This is a genomic window from Agarivorans sp. DSG3-1 (genome assembly GCF_046774965.1).
GTDB lineage: Bacteria > Pseudomonadota > Gammaproteobacteria > Enterobacterales > Celerinatantimonadaceae > Agarivorans.
Genome location: NZ_CP177241.1, coordinates 1,325,394 through 1,344,123 on the forward strand (window position 1 = coordinate 1,325,394; position 18,730 = coordinate 1,344,123).

Sequence of the window (18,730 nt, forward strand, 5' to 3'; positions counted from 1 at the left end):
TATCAAGTGTTAGTGATTTTGCTGTGATTTAGCTAGGAGAATTGTTATTAAATTGTATTGTAAATGGCAAAGCATAGCCGAGCTCACTGTTAAGTCGCTCGGCTAATCATTAACTTACAATTGGCATTACACGGTTACGGCCTAAGCGTTTGGCTTCGTAGAGCTGAGTATCTGCGGCATCTACAATAGCCTTTGATTTACTCACAACGTTGTACTCTGCCACGCCAAAAGAGCAGGTAATATTGTCGATTCGCTGATTAGAACGCCTATCTTTAAGGCTTAACTTCTCTATTGCTCTGCGTATTGATTCTGCTAAATGCCGGGCAGAACGCAGGTTCGATTTGGCGCAGATAATGGCAAATTCTTCACCGCCAATGCGATAAGCTTTAGCTCCCTCTCGGCAGGCTTCGGTGATTCGCTTTGCAACAATCTTAAGCACTTGATCACCCAATACGTGGCCATAGTTGTCGTTAAAGGCTTTAAAGTGATCAATATCGGTCATAATAATACATAGACCTTCCGGACTGGATTCAATCACATCTTTAAAGTCGGCATCGAAGGCTCGACGGTTTAGTACGCCAGTTAGTGCATCGTATAAGGCTTCTTTTTCTGTTTCTTTTAACTGAGTTTTAAGGTTCTCAATTTCAGCTTGAGCTTTACCTAATTGAGAGTTGAAAAAGTCGGTACTTTGGCGAATGTTGGTGGCGTCATCAATAAGGTTGCGCACTAGACCAAGCACTTGTTCAAGCGGAATGCCGTCTTCTTCAATGCGGTTTAGCTTAGCAAAGCTTTTATCAATGCTTGATTGAAAGGCATTGGCATCGGAACCTGTGTCTTGCATGGTTTGCGACAACTCGGTTGCCATAGCTTCTAGGCTTTGGCGCATACTTTTCATATCTAGCTCGTCTTGGCTGGCGATATGATTTTGATATAAGACTTGGCTGCTGGTGGTGGGTACCGTGTCGTACTCACTGATTATTTCGTCGATCGCGGCGTTAAGCTCTGGGTTTTGATCATCAACGTACAAATACCACAAGGCATAGTTGCTGGGTGTGGCCGGAATTTGATGTTTCATCATCAAAGGCACTGCTTTTTTTAAATTTAGCGTGGCTTTCTTTAAAATTTTCTCGCTCATAAGAGCTCCATCGATACTGGGTTGTTTACTGCTACCTTGCGTTTCCAGTATTGGATCATGCAAACAACATTACTTAATCAAATATTTATATATCCGAGTTAGAGGCGGCTTAAGAAGCCTCTGGGCATTGATATACATGTGCGCTAACTAACTCTGGCTCAGCAGTACTTAACGGAATCAACTGTACAGCGTTGCCTTTTAAATCAAGAACGCGTTGGCTTAGCTCTTGTTTGCCGTTATCGCTTTCTAAACTTTGTGGATCAACGTTAAAAACTCCGAGAATATTGCAATCCACTACATCGGTAGAACTTTCGGTAATCATTACGCCTTGGTTTTGCTCAGGAGCAGAGCTAGAACAAGCGCTCAATAGGGTGAAGGCGCTGGCTACAATTAAGGTTTTTTTCATTACGCTTCCTACAATTTCAAAAATAAGTAAACAGAGGATTTTTATCTTATCAACAGCTTAGTAAATTTTACTCAGCTATGAAAACAATTTACCGCTTAATTTTAACTCAGCCATTGTAATGAATGTTGTGCAGAGCGTTTAGAGACAGCGAATGCTGCAGGGAGACTAAATAGACGGCATAAAAAAGCCCAGCGTTTGAGGCTGGGCGTATGCAATGTCGAATGCCAGTAATTACTTACCGATTAAAATTCGTAGCATGCGACGAAGTGGCTCTGCAGCTCCCCAAAGTAATTGGTCACCAACAGTGAATGCGGAGATATATTCTGGGCCCATTGTTAGTTTGCGGATGCGGCCTACAGGCACACTTAAGGTACCGGTTACTTTGGTTGGAGTAAGTTCTTGTGCCGATAACTCACGGTCATTCGGAATCACTTTTACCCAATCATTGTGAGCGGCTAAAATTTCTTCAATTTCAGCCACTGGAATGTCTTTCTTCAGCTTAATGGTAAGCGCTTGGCTATGACAACGCATGGCGCCAATACGTACACAAATACCGTCGATAGGTGTTTGGCTATCACTTGTACCCAAAATTTTGTTGGCTTCAACTTGAGCTTTCCATTCTTCCTTGCTTTGGCCGCTAGCCAGAGGCACATCAATCCAAGGAATTAAGCTACCCGCCAGTGGCACACCGAATTGATCGGTAGGGAAATCGTCACTGCGCATTTTGTTGGCTACTTTGCGATCAATGTCGAGAATAGCAGAAGCTGGGTCAGCAAGTTCTGTGGCTACATCGTCACGAATGTCGCCCATTTGGCTGATGAGCTCACGCATATTGCGCGCACCAGCACCAGAAGCCGCTTGATAAGTCATTGGGCTTACCCATTCGATTAAGTCTTTCTCGAACAAGCCGCCAATCGCCATTAGCAGTAACGAAACGGTACAGTTACCACCTACGTAGGTTTTCACACCATTGCTTAAGGCTTTGTCAATCACGTCACGGTTAACGGGATCTAAAACAATGACTGCGTCATCTTCCATACGCAGCGCCGAGGCCGCATCAATCCAGTAACCATCCCAACCGCTTTCGCGCAATTTAGGGTAAACGTCTTTGGTATAATCACCACCTTGACAGGTGATAATGGTATCCATGGCTTTTAGGCTGTCGATATCGAAGGCATCTTGCAAGGTGGTTTCGCCGGTGCCCACATCTGGGCCAGCAATACCTACTTGAGATGTACTAAAAAAAACCGGAGCTATGTGGGCAAAATCGCTCTCTTCGCGCATACGCTGCATTAACACGGAACCCACCATGCCGCGCCAACCAACCAAACCTACTTTCATGGTCCGTTTATATCCTTTATTTTATGATCTTTTGTGTTTGCTTTTAGACTAAACAAATTTGTCTGTCCAATCTTTGAGATTACCATCGGCAGGCCCTTAACACTAGCGCTTATCAAACTAAATTGAGCGCTTTTCGACCACTGTTTGAGCAAAATACCACTCAATATAATTAGATATTGTTTGCCGGAAAGTTGACCACTTTGGGTGATTGTCGCTGGTCTTCACCAATCGTAATATTGCGGCTGCGGCGCTTACCCTGTGAATAGCGGTCGTAGGTGGCGTCGGTAATGCCCATGTCTTGGCAAAATTCTACAAAGGCAGCAAAATCTTTGCCGCTAAAGGCATTGTCTACACGGGTAAGCTGACTGTCGATGTAGGCTTGAGTGCCATTAAAATTGATATTGGCGCAGGCGTCGTAGGGTTGACCGTACTCACTAACACGAATAGCACGCACCATTTTTATTTCAAATATCCAATCGCCGACTCGTATACAACGTTGATCAAACTGTTCCATTTTTACTTCCTTAAATGAATGCCGTTGCGAGATAGGGGAAATCGCTCGCTATCAAGGCTTAGTGCCTTACAGCACAAACTGAGCCAGATATTTAAGGCTTTAAAGATCAATATCTTAGTAAGACAAAAGGTATTTGTTTGTCGCTAATCGGCGACAGGCGGCTAAAAAAACGTATTTTATTTGCTGGTTGCTAGCAATAAATGTTTACGGTGTCACATAAAAACAAGGATTTAGTGACTTTTTGTGTGAGCTAGGCGATCTGTCTCTAATTGGCGACAGTGGGATTTTTGTCCATCTCTGGCATTATAGGCGGCTGTTTTATTAAGAACCATGCTAGGGATAGGTGTTTGATTAATTTTCGCGCGCTAGTGTCAATTAGGCGACTGAGCTTTTGGGCTTTGGCAACCTTAGGTTTGCCTTTATTACTCAGCCTATCATTGGCTTCTTATTACTTGCAGCAAGTGTCTATGCAGGGGCAGCATACCGCATTTTTGGCGGCAAAAGTGGTCTCTGGCAGTAAACGCATTGATGAGTCTTTACTGGATTTAGAACGCAGTGCTAGGCAGTTTCGGGTGGTGGCCGACCAAAACCTACTCAAGCTTTATCGCCGCCAATGGCAGCGAGTATCTCGCGCCTTAATTGAACAACGAGAAAACACCGAAGATCCTGATTTATTGACCATTGTTGCCGAATTACAGCAGCAATTGCAGTCCTTACAGGAGTTAATGGAGCGCCCTCAGCCCTTACAAAAAATTGCGCTTAATCAGCAATTTTCGCGCTTTACTGAGCTGAGCCGTAACTTTGACCTGCGCAGCCAAACGTTGATTAATGAACTGGCCATGGATTTACAAAACAATACTCAGCAAGCTCAGCAGCGCTTGTTGCTTAGCATGATTAGTTTGCCGTTTGCCTTAGCCGCTGCAGTATTGTTGGTGCTAGTAATTACTCGGCCGTTGCAGCAACTAAGGCCGCAAATAGCTCGGCTTAAGTCGGGTGAGTTTGATCAAGCGATTAAGGTGAGTGGCGCTACCGAGGTCATGGCAATTGCCGATGCGCTAGACGATATGCGCTTGCGTTTATTGAGCTTAGAGCAGCAAAAGACTGCTTTTATTCGGCATATTTCGCATGAGCTTAAAACGCCGTTAGCGGCTATTCGTGAGGGGAACGAGTTACTTTACGATAACAGTGCCGGGCCACTAAATCCTCAACAGCAAGAGATAACCGAAATTCTTCGAGAAAGCAGTTTACGCCTGCAACAACTGATTGAAGCCTTGCTCGACTTTAACTTACTGCTCGATACACCTGGTGAGCAAGTTCATCATCCGGTGGATTTAAAACCGCTTATGGAAAAAGTGCTGGCGACGCATCGTTTGAGCTTATCTAGCCGCCAACTACAGGTTAAATTAGAGCTTAGTCAAGCCGCGGTATTAGCCAATCAAGAGCAACTGCGGGTAATTATTGATAATTTGTTATCCAATGCGATTAAGTTTTCGCCAGAAGGTGGGTTAATTAAACTTGGTGCATTTTCTACGGTGAGTGGGGTGAGCGTATACATTGATGACCAAGGCGAGGGCATTGATGAAGAGCTACAACAGCGAATTTTTCAGCCCTTTGTGCAAGGTAAGTCTGCCAAAGACCCACGGCTTAAAGGCAGCGGCTTAGGGCTGACTATTGCGAAAGAATTAGTTGAACGACAACATGCTAACTTAAACTATCAGCGATTAGATAAAGGCAGCCGATTTGTTGTAGAGGGATTACAAGGAAGCGAATTAGATGAAAGTTAAGATGTATATAGGCTGGATGCTTTGTTTAGCTTTGTCTGGCTGCCAACTGTTACAGCCTAATAGTGAGGTGGTGCCAGTTAACGACGCCCTAGCCATTAAGGTGGGTGAATTTGACCCTGCCGCTTATTATTTGCGCTTAAACGAGCTAAGCGAAGACCAAATCTTTAATGAGTTAGAGCTGCTGAACTTAGATCCTGAATTGGGTAATAACGGTATAAAACTAGGATTACTTTACGCCTATAAAAAGTCGCCGGTTAAAAATCCACATCGCGCCCATGCGGCCTTTAATCGCGCGGTTATTACCAACAATCCTTATGCGAAACACGGCATGATAGTGGCACTAAATGACCAGATTTTAGACGGTTTGCGTTGGCAGCATAAATACGAAGATTTAGGCTCTAACCAAGAGCAACAACAAATATTATTGCAGCAGCAAATTGCGGCATTAAAGATGCAGTTGGAAGAACTCACCAGAATTGAGCAGCAATTAAATGAACGAAATTAATCACCAAGGTGGCAATATTTTGGTTGTGGACGATGATCCCAGCCTATTACGCCTTATTAGCTTACGTCTGCAATCTGCAGGTTATCAAGTACATGCAGTGGCTAGTGCCAAAGCAGCCTTAGCAGAATTAGAGAGTTATCCAGCCCAACTGGTGATTAGTGACGTGCGCATGGATGGCATGGATGGCTTGGCTTTGTTTAACGCCATCAAGCAGCTTTATCCTAGTCTGCCAGTCATGCTATTAACCGCTCATGGCAATATTCCTGATGCCATTGCGGCCACCCAACAGGGTGTATTTGGTTATTTAACGAAACCTTTTGATAGCCAAGAGCTGCTGGCTAAAGTCGCTGATGCACTGCGTTTGCAGCCTAGTGTTTCGGAAGACAATAGCAGCAGTGATAAAGCCGCTTGGCGAAGCGACATTATTAGCCGTAGCCCAGTGATGGAAGTGCTGATTAAACAAATTCAGCAAGTGGCACCGAGCGATGTAAATATCATGATTCAAGGTGAAAGCGGCTCGGGTAAAGAGTTGCTAGCTAAGGCTATTCACCAAGCAAGTATGCGTAACTCGGGCCCATTTGTGGCAGTAAACTGTGCTGCTATCCCTGAAGGTTTGTTTGAGTCAGAGCTATTTGGTCACGCCAAAGGGGCATTTAGTGGTGCCGCGCATGCGCATCAGGGCTTATTTCAGGCGGCTGAAGGTGGCACCTTATTCCTTGATGAAATTGCCGATACCCCGCTAAGCGTGCAAGTTAAGTTATTGCGAGCCTTGCAAGAGCGTGAAGTTCGCCCGGTGGGCTCAACCAAAAATATCCCGGTGGATGTGCGGATTGTGTCGGCTACTCACCAAGACTTATACCAAGCGGTGCAGCAACAAGAGTTTCGCGAAGATTTGTATTATCGCCTGAACGTGGTTGAGCTGGGTTTGCCGCCATTAGTGAAGCGCAGAGAAGACATCCCTTTGTTAGTGCATCACTTCAGCCAACAAATAGCTGAGCGCCAAGAAATGACGATTAAAACTTACTCACCAGAAGCGATGGCGAGCTTAGTGGCGGCGCGCTGGCCAGGTAACGTGAGGCAGTTAATGAATGTGGTAGAGCAGACCAATGCGCTGTCTACTGGGCCGTTAATTCCGCAGCAATTGGTACAACAAGCCCTGCGTGAAAAAGCCGAACTAGTGAGCTTTTCGCAAGCCAGAGATGAATTTGAGCGAGGCTATTTAGCGCGCTTGTTGCGCCTAACTCAAGGTAATGTGAGCCAGGCAGCGCGCTTAGCGATGCGAAATCGCACCGAGTTTTACAAACTACTGGAGCGCCATCATCTGCGCCCCGAGTCGTTTCGCGCTTAAACGTGCTTTTCGTTAAAACGATCCACAATGACTGCACAGGCTGCATCGCCAGTGATATTCAGTGCGGTCCGAATCATGTCGAAAATACGGTCTAAAGCAAATAGCAGAGGTAGACCTTCAATAGGAATGCCTGCTGCTAGCAATACCGCTACCACCAAAAATGAAGGACCTGGTACGCCAGCTTGTCCAATAGCGCCCAAAGTTGCAGTGAAAATAATCGCTGCATAGGCTGCAATACCTAAATCTACTTGGAACATTTGGGCAAAAAATACCGCCACTAAACCATAGTAAATCGCGTTTCCGCTCATGTTAATGGTGGCACCTAAAGGCAGCACAAACGAGGCCGTTGCTTTAGAGATTTTGAGCTCTTCTTCTACAACTTCCATGGTGACTGGTAGTGTTGCCATAGACGATGAGGTAGACAGTGCTACTGCCTGTGGCTTTTTCATGGCGCTCATAAATTCACGCACCGGCATTTTTGAGAATAGCTTGATGGTCAGTGGGTAAAAGATGAAGCCATAGATAAGAATGGCCGCAACATATACGCCAAATAACTTCGCTACTAAGCCCAACATAGCAAAGCCGAAGGTACCTACCGATTCAGCCATTAGGCCAAATACACCCAGCGGTGCAATTAACATTACAATGTTAATCATCCAAATAAAGGCACGAATGATGGTGTCTAGGCCACCCATTATTGGTGCGGTTTTGTCACTAGGTTGCTTAGATAAAGCAATACCAAAGAATAAACAAAACACCATGATTTGTAGGATGTTAGCGTCCATTAATGAGGCAAAGATGTTTTCTGGAATCATGCCAATAATGGTTTCCATTACACCTGGTACGCCGCCTTGGTCGGCATATTCATTAGAGAACATATCGCTGGCTTGGCTTAAATCTAAACCGGTACCCGGCTGGAAAATAGAGCCCATGACTAAGGCGAGTAATACCGCTACTGCTGAAGTCGCCATAAAGAAGCCAAAGGTAGAAATACCAATTTTACCAGCTGCTGGGCTATTACCTAGGTTTGCCGCACCGGCAATAATCGATACGCCAATCAATGGAATAACTAGCATTTTGATCAGGTGGATGAAGATTGCACCTAGCGGGGCAAATATGGCGGCTTGTTCGCCCATGATGGCACCAACGATAGTACCTATGATCATCGCGACGATGACTTGCACGCCAATGTTTTTATAAAGCGGTTGTGTTGCGTCCATCAATTTTCCTGTTATGAATAGTGTTATCAGTGCTTTTGATGGTAGCGCATTGTACTGCATAAACTGATTTTGAACATCAATTATACCGACATTTATTTTTAAAGTGGTTTTTTATGTTTCATTGATAGTAAATGTTCGTGCTTAGTACTGAAAAGGCTTTGAGTGATGCTAAGCCCGTTAAAACATGAAGAAAAGCCATAAACAACACGTTATTATGTCGCATCTTTTTCTACTCGTCCGTTTAAGCATGCATACTCTCGAACAACTTCTTTCTGGTGAATTACGCCAGCAAACGCGTATTCATATCAAAGACAACTTGCTGTACTTACCGGAAAATTTCGTCCAGTTTTGTCCACAAGTAGAAGTGCTTGATGTTAGCGATAATCAGCTAAGTAGCTTACCGGACACCCTAGAGCAGTTACCAAACCTGCGCATCGTGTTTGCTTCAAATAATCGTTTTGAGGTGCTGCCGGAAGTACTCGGGCGTTGCGCAAAGTTAGAAATGGTAGGTTTTAAATCAAACCTTATTCGCGAAGTACCGGCTGCCGCATTACCTAAAAATTTGCGCTGGTTGATTCTTACCAATAATCAGATTGAGGTGTTGCCTGAACAGTTAGGCGAGGCTGCATTGCTACAAAAATGTGCCTTAGCGGGGAACAAGCTACGCGCTTTGCCGCAATCGATGAGCCAATGCACCAAGTTAGAATTGCTGCGTATTTCGGCTAACCAATTACTACACTTTCCTACTCAGTTATTAGAGCTACCACGGTTAGCGTGGTTGGCGTTTGCGGGCAATCCGTTTTGCCAAGCCTTTGATCATGGTTCCAGTTTGCCTAAGTACCAATTAACGGACTTTGAAATGGATAAAGTGCTTGGCCAGGGAGCTTCTGGAGTGATCTCTTTAGCTTATCCAAATGTTAGCACTAACTTACCTGCGAGCGTGGCGATTAAGGTATTTAAGAGCGAAGTGACCAGCGACGGCTACCCCAGTGACGAGCTAGATGCTTGCTTACATGTGGATCAGCATCCAGCATTGGTTAACTTTATCGGTCAAATCCAACAAGCTAATTGTTCAGCAGTAGTTATGGCGTTAATCCCAGAGCATTTCACCAACCTTGGCCAGCCGCCAAGTTTAGCCACTTGTACTCGCGATACCTTTTTGCCAGAACAGCAATTAAGCATTGAAGCAATCTGCGGCATTGTGAAACAAATGGAAAGTTTAGTAGCCCACCTAGCCGACCATCATATGTGTCATGGCGATTTATACGCACACAATGTGTTGGTAGACAGCGCGCATAACATTGTATTGGGTGACTTTGGCGCGGCGTCGCATTACGAGTACTTACCGCAGGAAGTACAAGCCAAACTCATGCGAGTAGAGCAGCGAGCGTTAGCGTTCTTTATCGAAGACATGCTAAGTATTTGTCAGGCAGACGAACAGGATTCAGATACTTATCAAAACTTAAAGCGCCAAAGCAGCGAGCTGCTCGGCGCTTAAAACATAAGATAGAAAGGCTGAGCTATTTACTCAGCTTTTTCTTCTATGCCTTCATTTGCCGTGCGGCAGGCCAAAATAAATTCATGTGCTTCTTTTTTGGTTTCGGCAATTTTTACTGGTGAATCGACCAATATTTCAAACTTGCTCAAATGAATGCTCGGCAGGCATAAGTGTTTTTGCGTCATATCTGAAAAGATATCTACGTTGTATAGAAACTCTCCACCTTCAGAGTAAACATCTAGGGTTGTGCTACTCATAAAATCGATTAAGAAGGTCGCGTTTTGGCTAGCGTCTTCACCATTAATTCGGGGCTGTTCACCGTCACGGCGTTGGTTAATGGTAATACTTTGAGAGGGGGAACTACCGTCTGCTCTAAAATGGCGTATTTGAGTAATAGTTTCGGTATCACCGGCAGAGCCAGGGAAGGAAACAGCAGGGGGATAAAAGGTAACAGCAATTTGACTACGTGGCTGTTCATCTTCAACAGAACAGGCCAATAACAAACCAAATAACAGCGCAACGGCAACAATACGCGGGGATAACATTCCAACTCCTAATACAGCAACAAGGCTAACTTTCCTGTCAGCTATCATCATCCCTAAGTAAGTAACCCAGCTTTTTACAGAAAGCGGTAAAACTAAGCAAGTTAAAGTTCTAATATTGAGCTAACTATCGGTATTTTATTCGTTTTCTGCGGGATTAATAACATAAAGCTTACTAATCTGCAGCGTCTAAATGCGCTAACGGTTGCCTAAAATTCTGTACATGATATTTTCATTGCACGAATTATTTAAGGACCTCAAGCCATGCCAAAGGCCAGTGAAATAAAAAAGAATGCCGCTATTGAACATAACGATAAAGTTTACTTTGTAAAAGACATCGCTAAGCTCACGCCAAGTGGCCGAGCCGGTGCCAGTTTATACCGCATGCGTTTATACGATGTAGCCACAGGCGCTAAAGCAGATGAGAGCTTTAAAGCAGACGAAATGATTACCTTGGCAGACGTAAGCCGCCATCAAGTGATGTTCTCTTACATCGACGGTGATGAATACGTGTTTATGGATAACGAAGACTACACGCCGTTTAATCTAAACAAAGAAACCATTGCAGAAGAAGTGCCATTTATCACCGAAGATACCGCTGGTATCCAAGTGGTTACTGTAGACGGCGCACCAGTGGCAGTAGAGCTACCAGCCAGCGTTGAATTAGTGATTGTAGAGACTGACCCATCGATTAAAGGTGCCTCGGCCAGTGCCCGCACTAAGCCCGCTATTTTAAGCACTGGCTTGTCGGTACAAGTACCTGAATACATTGCCAGTGGTGAGAAGATTAAGATCAGCACCACCGAGAAGAAATTTATGAGTCGTGCAGACAAGTAAGTTTTTGTGGTGAGCGGTGGATTTATAAAGCAGCCTAAGGGCTGCTTTTTTACAGGGATGATAGATGGACGGTGATTGGACTCACTCCAGCTCAAAAATATACTGCTTAAAAACGACACTAACGGGCTTTTGTGTATGGCTTGTCTTTAATCTGTTAACCGGTTTTATTACTGGAAACCATCGTTTAGACGATAACTACTTTATTTTGTTTCTCGTTGTGATCTTCGTGGTGGTGAAATGCAGTTACAAAGTAGTGTTTATTGATTCCTATCTAACTATATCTCGATTTGGCATGGTCACTGCGTACATAGATTTGTATAAGCTAGATAAAGTGAGTTTAGAGCAGCAGATGCTCCATTTAGTAACTAATGATCAAGCTCGCTATCAGCTTAAACTCTATAAATTGCCTGAAAAGCTTTACGACGATATTCGCCATTCAATCCAGCCTTTAACTGGGACGCGGCAGTCTAGGCCCGCGCCGGTTTTTGCGTTAAAAAATGAAGATAGACAACAGTTGGTTCTTTCTGGTGTCGGAGTAGTAGCTGGCTTGCTTGTACTGGCAGGGATGATCCGTAATTATTTGGAGTTAAATGGGCTCTTTGGTTCGGAAGGTATTCGATTAGATAGTCAGCTCGCTTCTGTGTTACACGGACTCCTTGTTGCTAGCCTGTTGATTGGTAATGGCCTTAGTCAGTTATATGGAAAAACTATCTATCAACGCATAAAAAGAGCGCGAGCAAATACGGTGGCGTTGATAGCGTTTATCTTGTTTCTTATTGCCGTAGGTCTAAATGAAGGTGGAGTGCTTAGACAGTTTGAAAATTCGATATTGGCCAATGTTATAGCTATTTCTCTTACCCTAACCTTTGTTGGCCTGTTGGTATTTGCCTATTTTTTAAAGAAAAGGGCTGAGAAATAACTTGGCTGTGATAAGTCAAAGAAAGTCCTCTTTCATCCGTTATTTTTAGGGAGTGAAGATTGAACTTTGAGAAACTACCACTACATGATGCTTTGCTAGATCGGATAGAAATAGATTGGGACAATGCTTTGGTCAGATTAGATTTTCAAGCATTTATCGAGGTGTCAGAACCAGCATTACCGTATCATTTATTGTTTCGAGTCGTTACTGACTTCCGGTGCTCTAGGGAAAATGAGTGGGGGCCTTCTAATTCTATACTTGAGGCAAAGGCGGTTGATGATGAATACCATATAAAAATGCAAAGCGGTGACAGCATTTTTATAAAAGCGAGTGGTTATGAGTTTCAGCAAAGTGGCATATAACAAGGTCATTGATCTTCAGGCACTTGGCGGCTTGGATAGTTTTAGTTGAATGAAGAAACTAAATAGAATAACTAAATTTTTGGCAATATTTCTTTGTAGCGGATTTATCTTGTATCAGTTATACGGCGCTAGCGTATACGGAGAGATCGCTGCTAGAGGAATCAATCCGACAATAAGAGCCAATCCATTTAAGTTTTGGCTGGTCGTTTCTGTATATTCTCTTATTGTCGCTGCAGCTCTATCCCTACTTAGTTTGACCATTGGTGGGTATGTAAGCAGTCGATTCAAAAAATATGGTGGAAATTACAATTTGAAAACTGTCCTGCATGTTTTCAAGGACTTTTTTAGTAAACATAAATAACAAGCCATGAAACATAAATCGCCAACATAGCAACTTGGAGTTGCAAACGCTCATTTGGTTACGGAGCGTCAGTTCAGGTTTTTCCAAATTTACGTTAATCCAAAACACCTTCGTACAAGAGCAAGCTCAAACTCACTTCATTTTAGAAATGAGTTTAAAGCTCATCAATGATATCCGTTGATGTTATTGGCTAAATCATCATCCTACCTTGGCGCATTAGCTCTTCAATTTCGCCTAAGCTGGCTGGGTCGTCGATGGTGGAAGGGATCGCGTATTCCTCTCCGTCGGCAAGTTGGCGCAGGGTGCGGCGCAGTATTTTTCCGGAGCGAGTTTTAGGTAAGCGCTGCACAATAATGGCTTGTTTAAAGCAGGCTAAAGGGCCAATTTCATTACGTACTTTTTGAATCAACTCTTTGGATACTTCTTGGTCGCTTTGTTGCACACCGTCTTTGAGAACCACTAAACCAAAAGGGACTTGGCCTTTTAAGTCGTCGTGGCTACCAATAACGGCGCATTCTGCCACTGCTGGGTGAGCACCAACTACTTCTTCCATTTCGCCAGTAGATAGGCGATGACCAGCGACGTTAATCACATCGTCGATGCGACCCATAACAAATAAGTAGTCATCTTCGTCGATATAGCCGCCATCTCCAGACACATAGTAACCAGGAAACTGTTTTAGGTAGGCTGATTCAAATCGAGCTTGGTCTCCCCAAACGGTAGGCAAACAACCTGGGGGCAGCGGGAGTTTGATGGCAATAAAGCCTTGCGCCATGGGGGCGCTGGGTTCACCCATTTCATCCAGTATGCTTACTTGGTAGCCGGGCAATGCTTTGGTTGCGCTGCCGGCTTTAACGGGCATGCGTTCTAAACCCAGTGGGTTGCCTGCAATGGCCCAACCAGTTTCGGTTTGCCACCAGTGGTCGGTCACTGGTTTGTCGGTTTTGGCGATGGTCCATTCTAGCGTGGGAGGATCGAGGCGTTCACCAGCCATGAAAATATCGCGCAGCTGGCTAAGGTCGTAGTCTTTTACCAAAGCGCCTTCGGGGTCTTCTTTCTTAATCGCTCTAAAGGCGGTGGGCGCGGCAAACAGTACTTTTACTTTATGCTCGCTAGCGACTCGCCAAAACGCGCCAGCATCTGGGGTGCGTACCGGTTTACCCTCATACAAAATGGTGGTGCAACCATAAATTAATGGGGCGTATACGATGTAGGAGTGGCCTACCACCCAACCCACGTCGGAAGCCGCCCAAAATACGTCGTCGGGTTGTACGTTGTACACGGATTGCATCGAGTAGTTCATGGCAACGGCATGGCCGCCGTTATCGCGCACTACACCTTTAGGTTTGCCGGTGGTGCCAGAGGTATACAGGATGTACAAGGGATCGGTGGCGTCCACAGGTACACATTCAGCGGGTTTAGCTTGCTGTTGTTGGCTTTGCCAGTCTTGGTATTGAGCATTAAATTCAACGGCTTGCTGCGGGCGTTGCCACACTAGCACGGGGGTATCCATTTGTTGGCTTTGCTCTAAGGCTAAACTCACCATGGGCATGTAGTTAATGACTTTGGCGCCCTCAAGGCCGCAACTGGCGGTAAGAACAACTTTTGGCTGCGCATCGTCTATTCGCACGGCCAGTTCTTGCGCGGCAAAACCGCCAAATACTACCGAATGAATTGCCCCTAAGCGCGCGCAGGCCAACATAGCAATCGCCGCTTGTGGGATCATTGGCATGTACAGCACCACCCGATCACCTTTATTCACTCCGTGCTCGGCTAACATACCGGCCGTGGTGGCCACTTCGTCACGTAGTTGGCTGTAGGTAAATTTTTGCTGTAGCTCCGCGACAGGTGAGTCGTAAATAAGCGCGGTTTGCTCGCCGCGGCCATTTTCACAATGATAATCTAAAGCTAAGTAGGCTGTGTTCATGCTGCCGCCTTTAAACCAGCGATAGTTGCCATGTTCGTCTTGGCTTAGCGCTTTGTCGGGCTGTTTAAACCAAGCTAATTGTTGAGCTTGTTCTAGCCAAAACTGTTCTGGTTGCTGCTTGGCGAAATCTGCTTGTTGCTGATAACTCATAATGTGCTCCTCGTCCCTAAGCTATAACCACTTGGTAGGGAGAATGTATTTAGGTTCCGATTTTTGATACCAGTGGTAGCTTAAAAGCTATCACTGGGTACCCGAATCCACCCTTCCATTAGTATTCTGGCGCTGCGACTCATGCTCACTTTGGTCACCTGCCATTGTTGATTGTCTTGCTGTGCTTGAGCGCCTACTTTTAAGCTGCCAGAGGGATGGCCGAAGCTCACTGCTTCTCGTTCTCCTCCGCCAGCGGCTAAGTTAACCAAGGTGCCGGGAATGGCGGCTGCAGTGCCTATCGCCACTGCGGCAGTGCCCATCATGGCGTGGTGTAGCTTGCCCATGGATAAGGCGCGTACGCACAAGTCGTTATCGGCGGTTTTTATCTGCTTGCCGCTCGCGCTTAGGTAGTCTTGAGGCTTAGCCACAAAGGCCACTTTGGGGGTATGTTGGCGCTGAGCTGCTTGATCAATATGACTAATTAAGCCCATTTTTAGCGCGCCGTAAGCGCGGATTTTTTCAAACATCGCGAGAGCTTTTGGGTCGTTGTTGATGTCGTCTTGTAATTCAGTGCCCGAGTAGCCCAATTGCTCGGCTTGTAAAAAGATAGTGGGGATGCCGGCGTTGATCATGGTGGCTTGTAACGTACCGATGTCTGGCACTTCCAGTTGATCAACTAAGTTACCCGTAGGAAACAAGGCACCGTCGCTATCTGCTGGGTCAACAAATTCTATTTGTACTTCGGCGGCGGGAAAGGTCACGCCATCTAGTTCAAAATCACCACATTCTTGCACTTCCCCATCATTAATCGGCACATGGGCGATAATGGTTTTTTGAATGTTGGCTTGCCATATCCTTATACAGGCAAAGCCATCTTGGGGAATTAAAGCTGGGTCAACTAATCCGCTGTTTATGGCAAACGCGCCCACTGCGGCGGTAAGGTTGCCGCAATTTCCACTCCAATCAACAAAGGCTTTATCAATTGATACTTGGCCAAACAGGTAATCAACATGGTGATTGGTTTGCTGGCTTTTCGACACTATTACCGTTTTACTGGTGCTAGACGTTGCGCCGCCCATACCATCAATCTGTTTGGCGTAGGGATCAGGGCTGCCAATCACTCGTAGTAGCAATTTATCTCTAGCTTCACCTGCTTGTTGAGCTACGTCTGGTAAGTCACTAAGCTTGAAAAATACCCCTTTGCTGGTGCCGCCACGCATATAGGTAGCAGGAATGCGAACTTGTTTTACTGTGCTCATCGTTGCCTCCTAATGCTGGCTTTCACTTTCGAGAAAGTCTTGAGCGAAGCGTTGTAATACGCCGCCCGCTTGATACACCGAGACTTCTTCAGCGGTATCTAAGCGGCACACTACGGGTAAATCGATACGCTCGCCGCTGGCACGGGTTATTACTAAGGTAAGCAACTCGCCGGGCGCGGGGGTACCAATTACATCGTAAGTTTCGCTGCCATCTATGCGGTAGCTATGGCGGTTGTTACCCTTGGTAAACTCTAGGGGTAATACGCCCATGCCTACTAAGTTAGTGCGGTGAATACGCTCAAAGCCTTCGGCTACAATCACCTCTACGCCAGCTAAACGCACGCCTTTGGCTGCCCAATCTCGCGACGAACCTTGGCCATAGTCTGCGCCAGCCACAATAATTAATGGCTGTTTACGATCCATATAGGTTTCAATGGCCTCCCACATACGCATTACTTCGCCTTCAGGTTCTACTCTGGCGAGTGAGCCTTGTTTCACTTCGCCACTTTCTTTAACCATTTCGTTAAACAGTTTGGGGTTAGCGAAGGTTGCGCGTTGTGCGGTAAGGTGGTCGCCGCGATGGGTCGCGTAAGAGTTGAAATCAACTTCTGGTAGGCCCATTTTGTCCAAGTAAGCACCAGCGGCGCTGTCGAGCATAATAGCGTTAGACGGTGATAAGTGATCGGTAGTGATGTTGTCACCCAGCACGGCTAAAGGTCGCATACCGCGCAAGGTTCTCTCACCTGCTAAAGCTCCTTCCCAGTATGGCGGGCGACGAATATATGTGCTTTGCGGGCGCCACTCATAAAGTGGTGAGGCACTATTGCCGTAATCTACCTTAATATCGAACATGGGTTGATACACTTTACGAAAATGCTCGGGTTTCACGCTTTGGTTCACTACCGCATCTATTTCTTCATCGCTTGGCCATATGTCTTTTAGAGTAATGGGGTTACCTTGGGTATCATGGCCTAACGCGTCTTTTTCAATATCGAAGCGCATGGTGCCGGCAATCGCGTAAGCTACCACTAGCGGTGGGGAGGCTAGAAATGCTTGCTTGGCATAAGGATGAATGCGCCCATCAAAGTTACGGTTACCCGACAACACTGCGGTGGCATATAAATCTCGGTCTATCACTTCTTGCTGAATCTTAGGGTCTAAGGCGCCGCTCATACCGTTACAGGTGGTGCAGGCAAAACCGACAATGCCAAAACCAAGTTGCTCTAATTCAGGCAGTAAATTGGCTTCTTCCAAGTAGAGTTGTACCGCTTTAGAACCTGGAGCCAGCGAGGTTTTAACCCATGGCTTGCGGTTTAAACCTAGCTTGTTAGCGTTGCGAGCAATTAAACCTGCTGCAATTACATTGCGAGGGTTAGAAGTATTGGTACAGCTAGTAATAGCAGCAATGATACAAGCGCCATCTGGCATCAAGCCTTCTTGTTTAGGAACTGGAGCAGCGATGCCTTGGCTGGCTAAATCTTTAGTGGCTACGCGGCGATGTGGGTTTGATGGCCCCGCAATGTTGCGGCCAACGCTAGATAAGTCAAACTGTAATACCCGCTCATATTCGACTTCTTGTAGATCATCGGCCCATAAGCCGGTGGTTTTGGCGTAGTTCTCTACCAAGGCCACTTGTTCTGCTTCGCGACCCGTAAGCTTGAGGTAATCAATGGTGTTATCGTCGATGTAGAACATGGCCGCTGTGGCGCCAAATTCTGGCGTCATGTTGGAGATGGTGGCTCGGTCGCCCAAAGTAAGCTGAGCTGCACCCTCACCATAGAACTCTAAGTAGCTAGACACCACGCGTTGTTCGCGCAGAAATTCGGTGATGGCTAACACGATATCGGTGGCAGTAATGCCTGCTTGGCGCTGGCCAGTTAACTCGATTCCAATAATGTCGGGAAGGCGCATATAAGAGGCGCGACCTAGCATTACGTTCTCGGCTTCTAAACCGCCTACGCCAATGGCAATAACGCCTAAAGCATCTACGTGCGGAGTATGGCTGTCCGTTCCTACCAGCGTATCGGGAAAAGCCACACCATCGCGCGCTTGAATCACTGGCGACATTTTCTCTAAGTTTATTTGATGCATGATGCCATTGCCCGGCGGTATTACATCGACGTTCTCAAAGGCAGTTTTGCACCAATTAATAAAGTGAAAGCGGTCTTCGTTGCGTCGGTCTTCAATGGCGCGGTTTTTTTCAAAGGCATCAGTTTCAAAACCGGCATGCTCAACGGCTAAAGAATGATCAACAATCAGCTGAGTAGGCACTACCGGATTTACCTTGGCGGGGTCTCCGCCTTTATCGGCAATGGCATCGCGCAGACCGGCTAAATCAACCAAGGCGGTTTGGCCAAGTATGTCGTGGCACACCACACGAGCGGGGTACCAGGGGAAATCTAGGTCTCGCTTGCGCAGAATAATTTGGCTAAGCGCTGCGTTTAGCTGGTCGGCAGGGCAGCGGCGCACCAGGTTTTCAGCTAATACTCGCGAGGTATAAGGCAAACCGGCATAAGCACCAGGTTGAATGGCTTCAACCGCGGCGCGAGTATCAAAGTAATCTAAGTTGCTGCCTGCTAGGGGTAAGCGATAATTGGTATTCATAAACGTTTCCACAGCAAA

Annotated in this window: 16 protein-coding genes; 7 read left to right on the forward strand and 9 right to left on the reverse strand. The window is 45.9% G+C overall.

The window, feature by feature from the left end:
• Positions 1–109: 109 nt before the first annotated feature.
• The 4 genes from ACLD71_RS06225 to ACLD71_RS06240 all read right to left on the reverse strand — a co-directional run bounded on the left by ACLD71_RS06225 (position 110) and on the right by ACLD71_RS06240 (position 3,396).
• A complete protein-coding gene (locus ACLD71_RS06225; protein WP_137672574.1) occupies positions 110–1,135 on the reverse strand; it encodes a GGDEF domain-containing protein in 1,026 nt (341 codons plus the stop codon).
• Between the two features lie 109 nt (positions 1,136–1,244).
• Positions 1,245–1,541, reverse strand: a complete 297-nt coding sequence (locus ACLD71_RS06230) for a hypothetical protein (RefSeq protein WP_137672573.1) — start codon at positions 1,539–1,541, stop codon at positions 1,245–1,247.
• A 231-nt stretch (positions 1,542–1,772) separates the two neighbouring features.
• Positions 1,773–2,882, reverse strand: a complete 1,110-nt coding sequence (gene asd, locus ACLD71_RS06235) for an aspartate-semialdehyde dehydrogenase (protein WP_411993640.1) — start codon at positions 2,880–2,882, stop codon at positions 1,773–1,775.
• Positions 2,883–3,051: 169 nt separating this feature from the next.
• A complete protein-coding gene (locus ACLD71_RS06240; RefSeq protein ID WP_137672571.1) occupies positions 3,052–3,396 on the reverse strand; it encodes a hypothetical protein in 345 nt (114 codons plus the stop codon).
• Positions 3,397–3,743: 347 nt separating this feature from the next.
• Between ACLD71_RS06240 and ACLD71_RS06245 the strand changes: the two genes are divergently transcribed.
• The 3 genes from ACLD71_RS06245 to ACLD71_RS06255 are packed head-to-tail and all read left to right on the forward strand — an operon-like array spanning position 3,744 to position 7,033.
• Positions 3,744–5,180 carry a sensor histidine kinase gene (locus ACLD71_RS06245; RefSeq protein WP_137672570.1) on the forward strand — a complete coding sequence of 479 codons (1,437 nt, stop codon included), beginning with the start codon at positions 3,744–3,746 and terminating at the stop codon, positions 5,178–5,180.
• Positions 5,170–5,685, forward strand: a complete 516-nt coding sequence (locus tag ACLD71_RS06250; protein WP_411993642.1) for a hypothetical protein — start codon at positions 5,170–5,172, stop codon at positions 5,683–5,685. Before ACLD71_RS06245 ends, ACLD71_RS06250 begins: the two co-directional genes overlap by 11 nt.
• A complete protein-coding gene (locus ACLD71_RS06255) occupies positions 5,672–7,033 on the forward strand; it encodes a sigma 54-interacting transcriptional regulator (RefSeq protein ID WP_274595105.1) in 1,362 nt (453 codons plus the stop codon). Before ACLD71_RS06250 ends, ACLD71_RS06255 begins: the two co-directional genes overlap by 14 nt.
• Here the strand turns inward: ACLD71_RS06255 and ACLD71_RS06260 are convergent.
• Complete coding sequence (locus ACLD71_RS06260; protein WP_137672568.1) at positions 7,030–8,253, reverse strand: dicarboxylate/amino acid:cation symporter; 1,224 nt, start codon at positions 8,251–8,253, stop codon at positions 7,030–7,032. The two genes, ACLD71_RS06255 and ACLD71_RS06260, sit on opposite strands and share 4 nt — an antisense overlap.
• Positions 8,254–8,467: 214 nt before the next feature.
• On the opposite strand from ACLD71_RS06260, the gene ACLD71_RS06265 reads away from it, so the two are divergent.
• A complete protein-coding gene (locus ACLD71_RS06265; RefSeq protein ID WP_411993645.1) occupies positions 8,468–9,751 on the forward strand; it encodes a leucine-rich repeat-containing protein kinase family protein in 1,284 nt (427 codons plus the stop codon).
• Positions 9,752–9,777: 26 nt separating this feature from the next.
• Here the strand turns inward: ACLD71_RS06265 and ACLD71_RS06270 are convergent, their stop codons facing one another.
• Positions 9,778–10,296, reverse strand: coding sequence for a hypothetical protein (locus ACLD71_RS06270; RefSeq protein ID WP_411993647.1), 519 nt, complete (start codon positions 10,294–10,296; stop codon positions 9,778–9,780).
• 261 nt (positions 10,297–10,557) lie between these two features.
• Between ACLD71_RS06270 and yeiP the strand changes: the two genes are divergently transcribed.
• The 3 genes from yeiP (at position 10,558) to ACLD71_RS06285 (ending at position 12,411) form a co-directional block, all read left to right on the forward strand.
• Positions 10,558–11,130: an elongation factor P-like protein YeiP gene (gene yeiP, locus ACLD71_RS06275; RefSeq protein ID WP_137672566.1), complete on the forward strand. Its 573-nt coding sequence runs from the start codon at positions 10,558–10,560 to the stop codon at positions 11,128–11,130.
• Positions 11,131–11,461: 331 nt separating this feature from the next.
• The gene (locus ACLD71_RS06280) at positions 11,462–12,049 is read left to right on the forward strand and encodes a hypothetical protein (RefSeq protein ID WP_411993649.1); all 588 of its coding nucleotides are present in this window, start codon (positions 11,462–11,464) and stop codon (positions 12,047–12,049) included.
• A gap of 59 nt (positions 12,050–12,108) precedes the next feature.
• A complete protein-coding gene (locus ACLD71_RS06285) occupies positions 12,109–12,411 on the forward strand; it encodes a hypothetical protein (RefSeq protein ID WP_411993651.1) in 303 nt (100 codons plus the stop codon).
• Positions 12,412–12,962: 551 nt separating this feature from the next.
• Here ACLD71_RS06285 and ACLD71_RS06290 read toward each other — a convergent pair.
• From ACLD71_RS06290 to acnD, 3 genes are all read right to left on the reverse strand, one after another.
• A complete protein-coding gene (locus ACLD71_RS06290) occupies positions 12,963–14,849 on the reverse strand; it encodes a propionyl-CoA synthetase (protein ID WP_411993653.1) in 1,887 nt (628 codons plus the stop codon).
• A gap of 80 nt (positions 14,850–14,929) precedes the next feature.
• The gene (gene prpF, locus ACLD71_RS06295; RefSeq protein WP_411993655.1) at positions 14,930–16,108 is read right to left on the reverse strand and encodes a 2-methylaconitate cis-trans isomerase PrpF; all 1,179 of its coding nucleotides are present in this window, start codon (positions 16,106–16,108) and stop codon (positions 14,930–14,932) included.
• Between the two features lie 9 nt (positions 16,109–16,117).
• Positions 16,118–18,712 carry a Fe/S-dependent 2-methylisocitrate dehydratase AcnD gene (gene acnD / locus ACLD71_RS06300; RefSeq protein ID WP_411993657.1) on the reverse strand — a complete coding sequence of 865 codons (2,595 nt, stop codon included), beginning with the start codon at positions 18,710–18,712 and terminating at the stop codon, positions 16,118–16,120.
• Positions 18,713–18,730 lie beyond the last annotated feature (18 nt).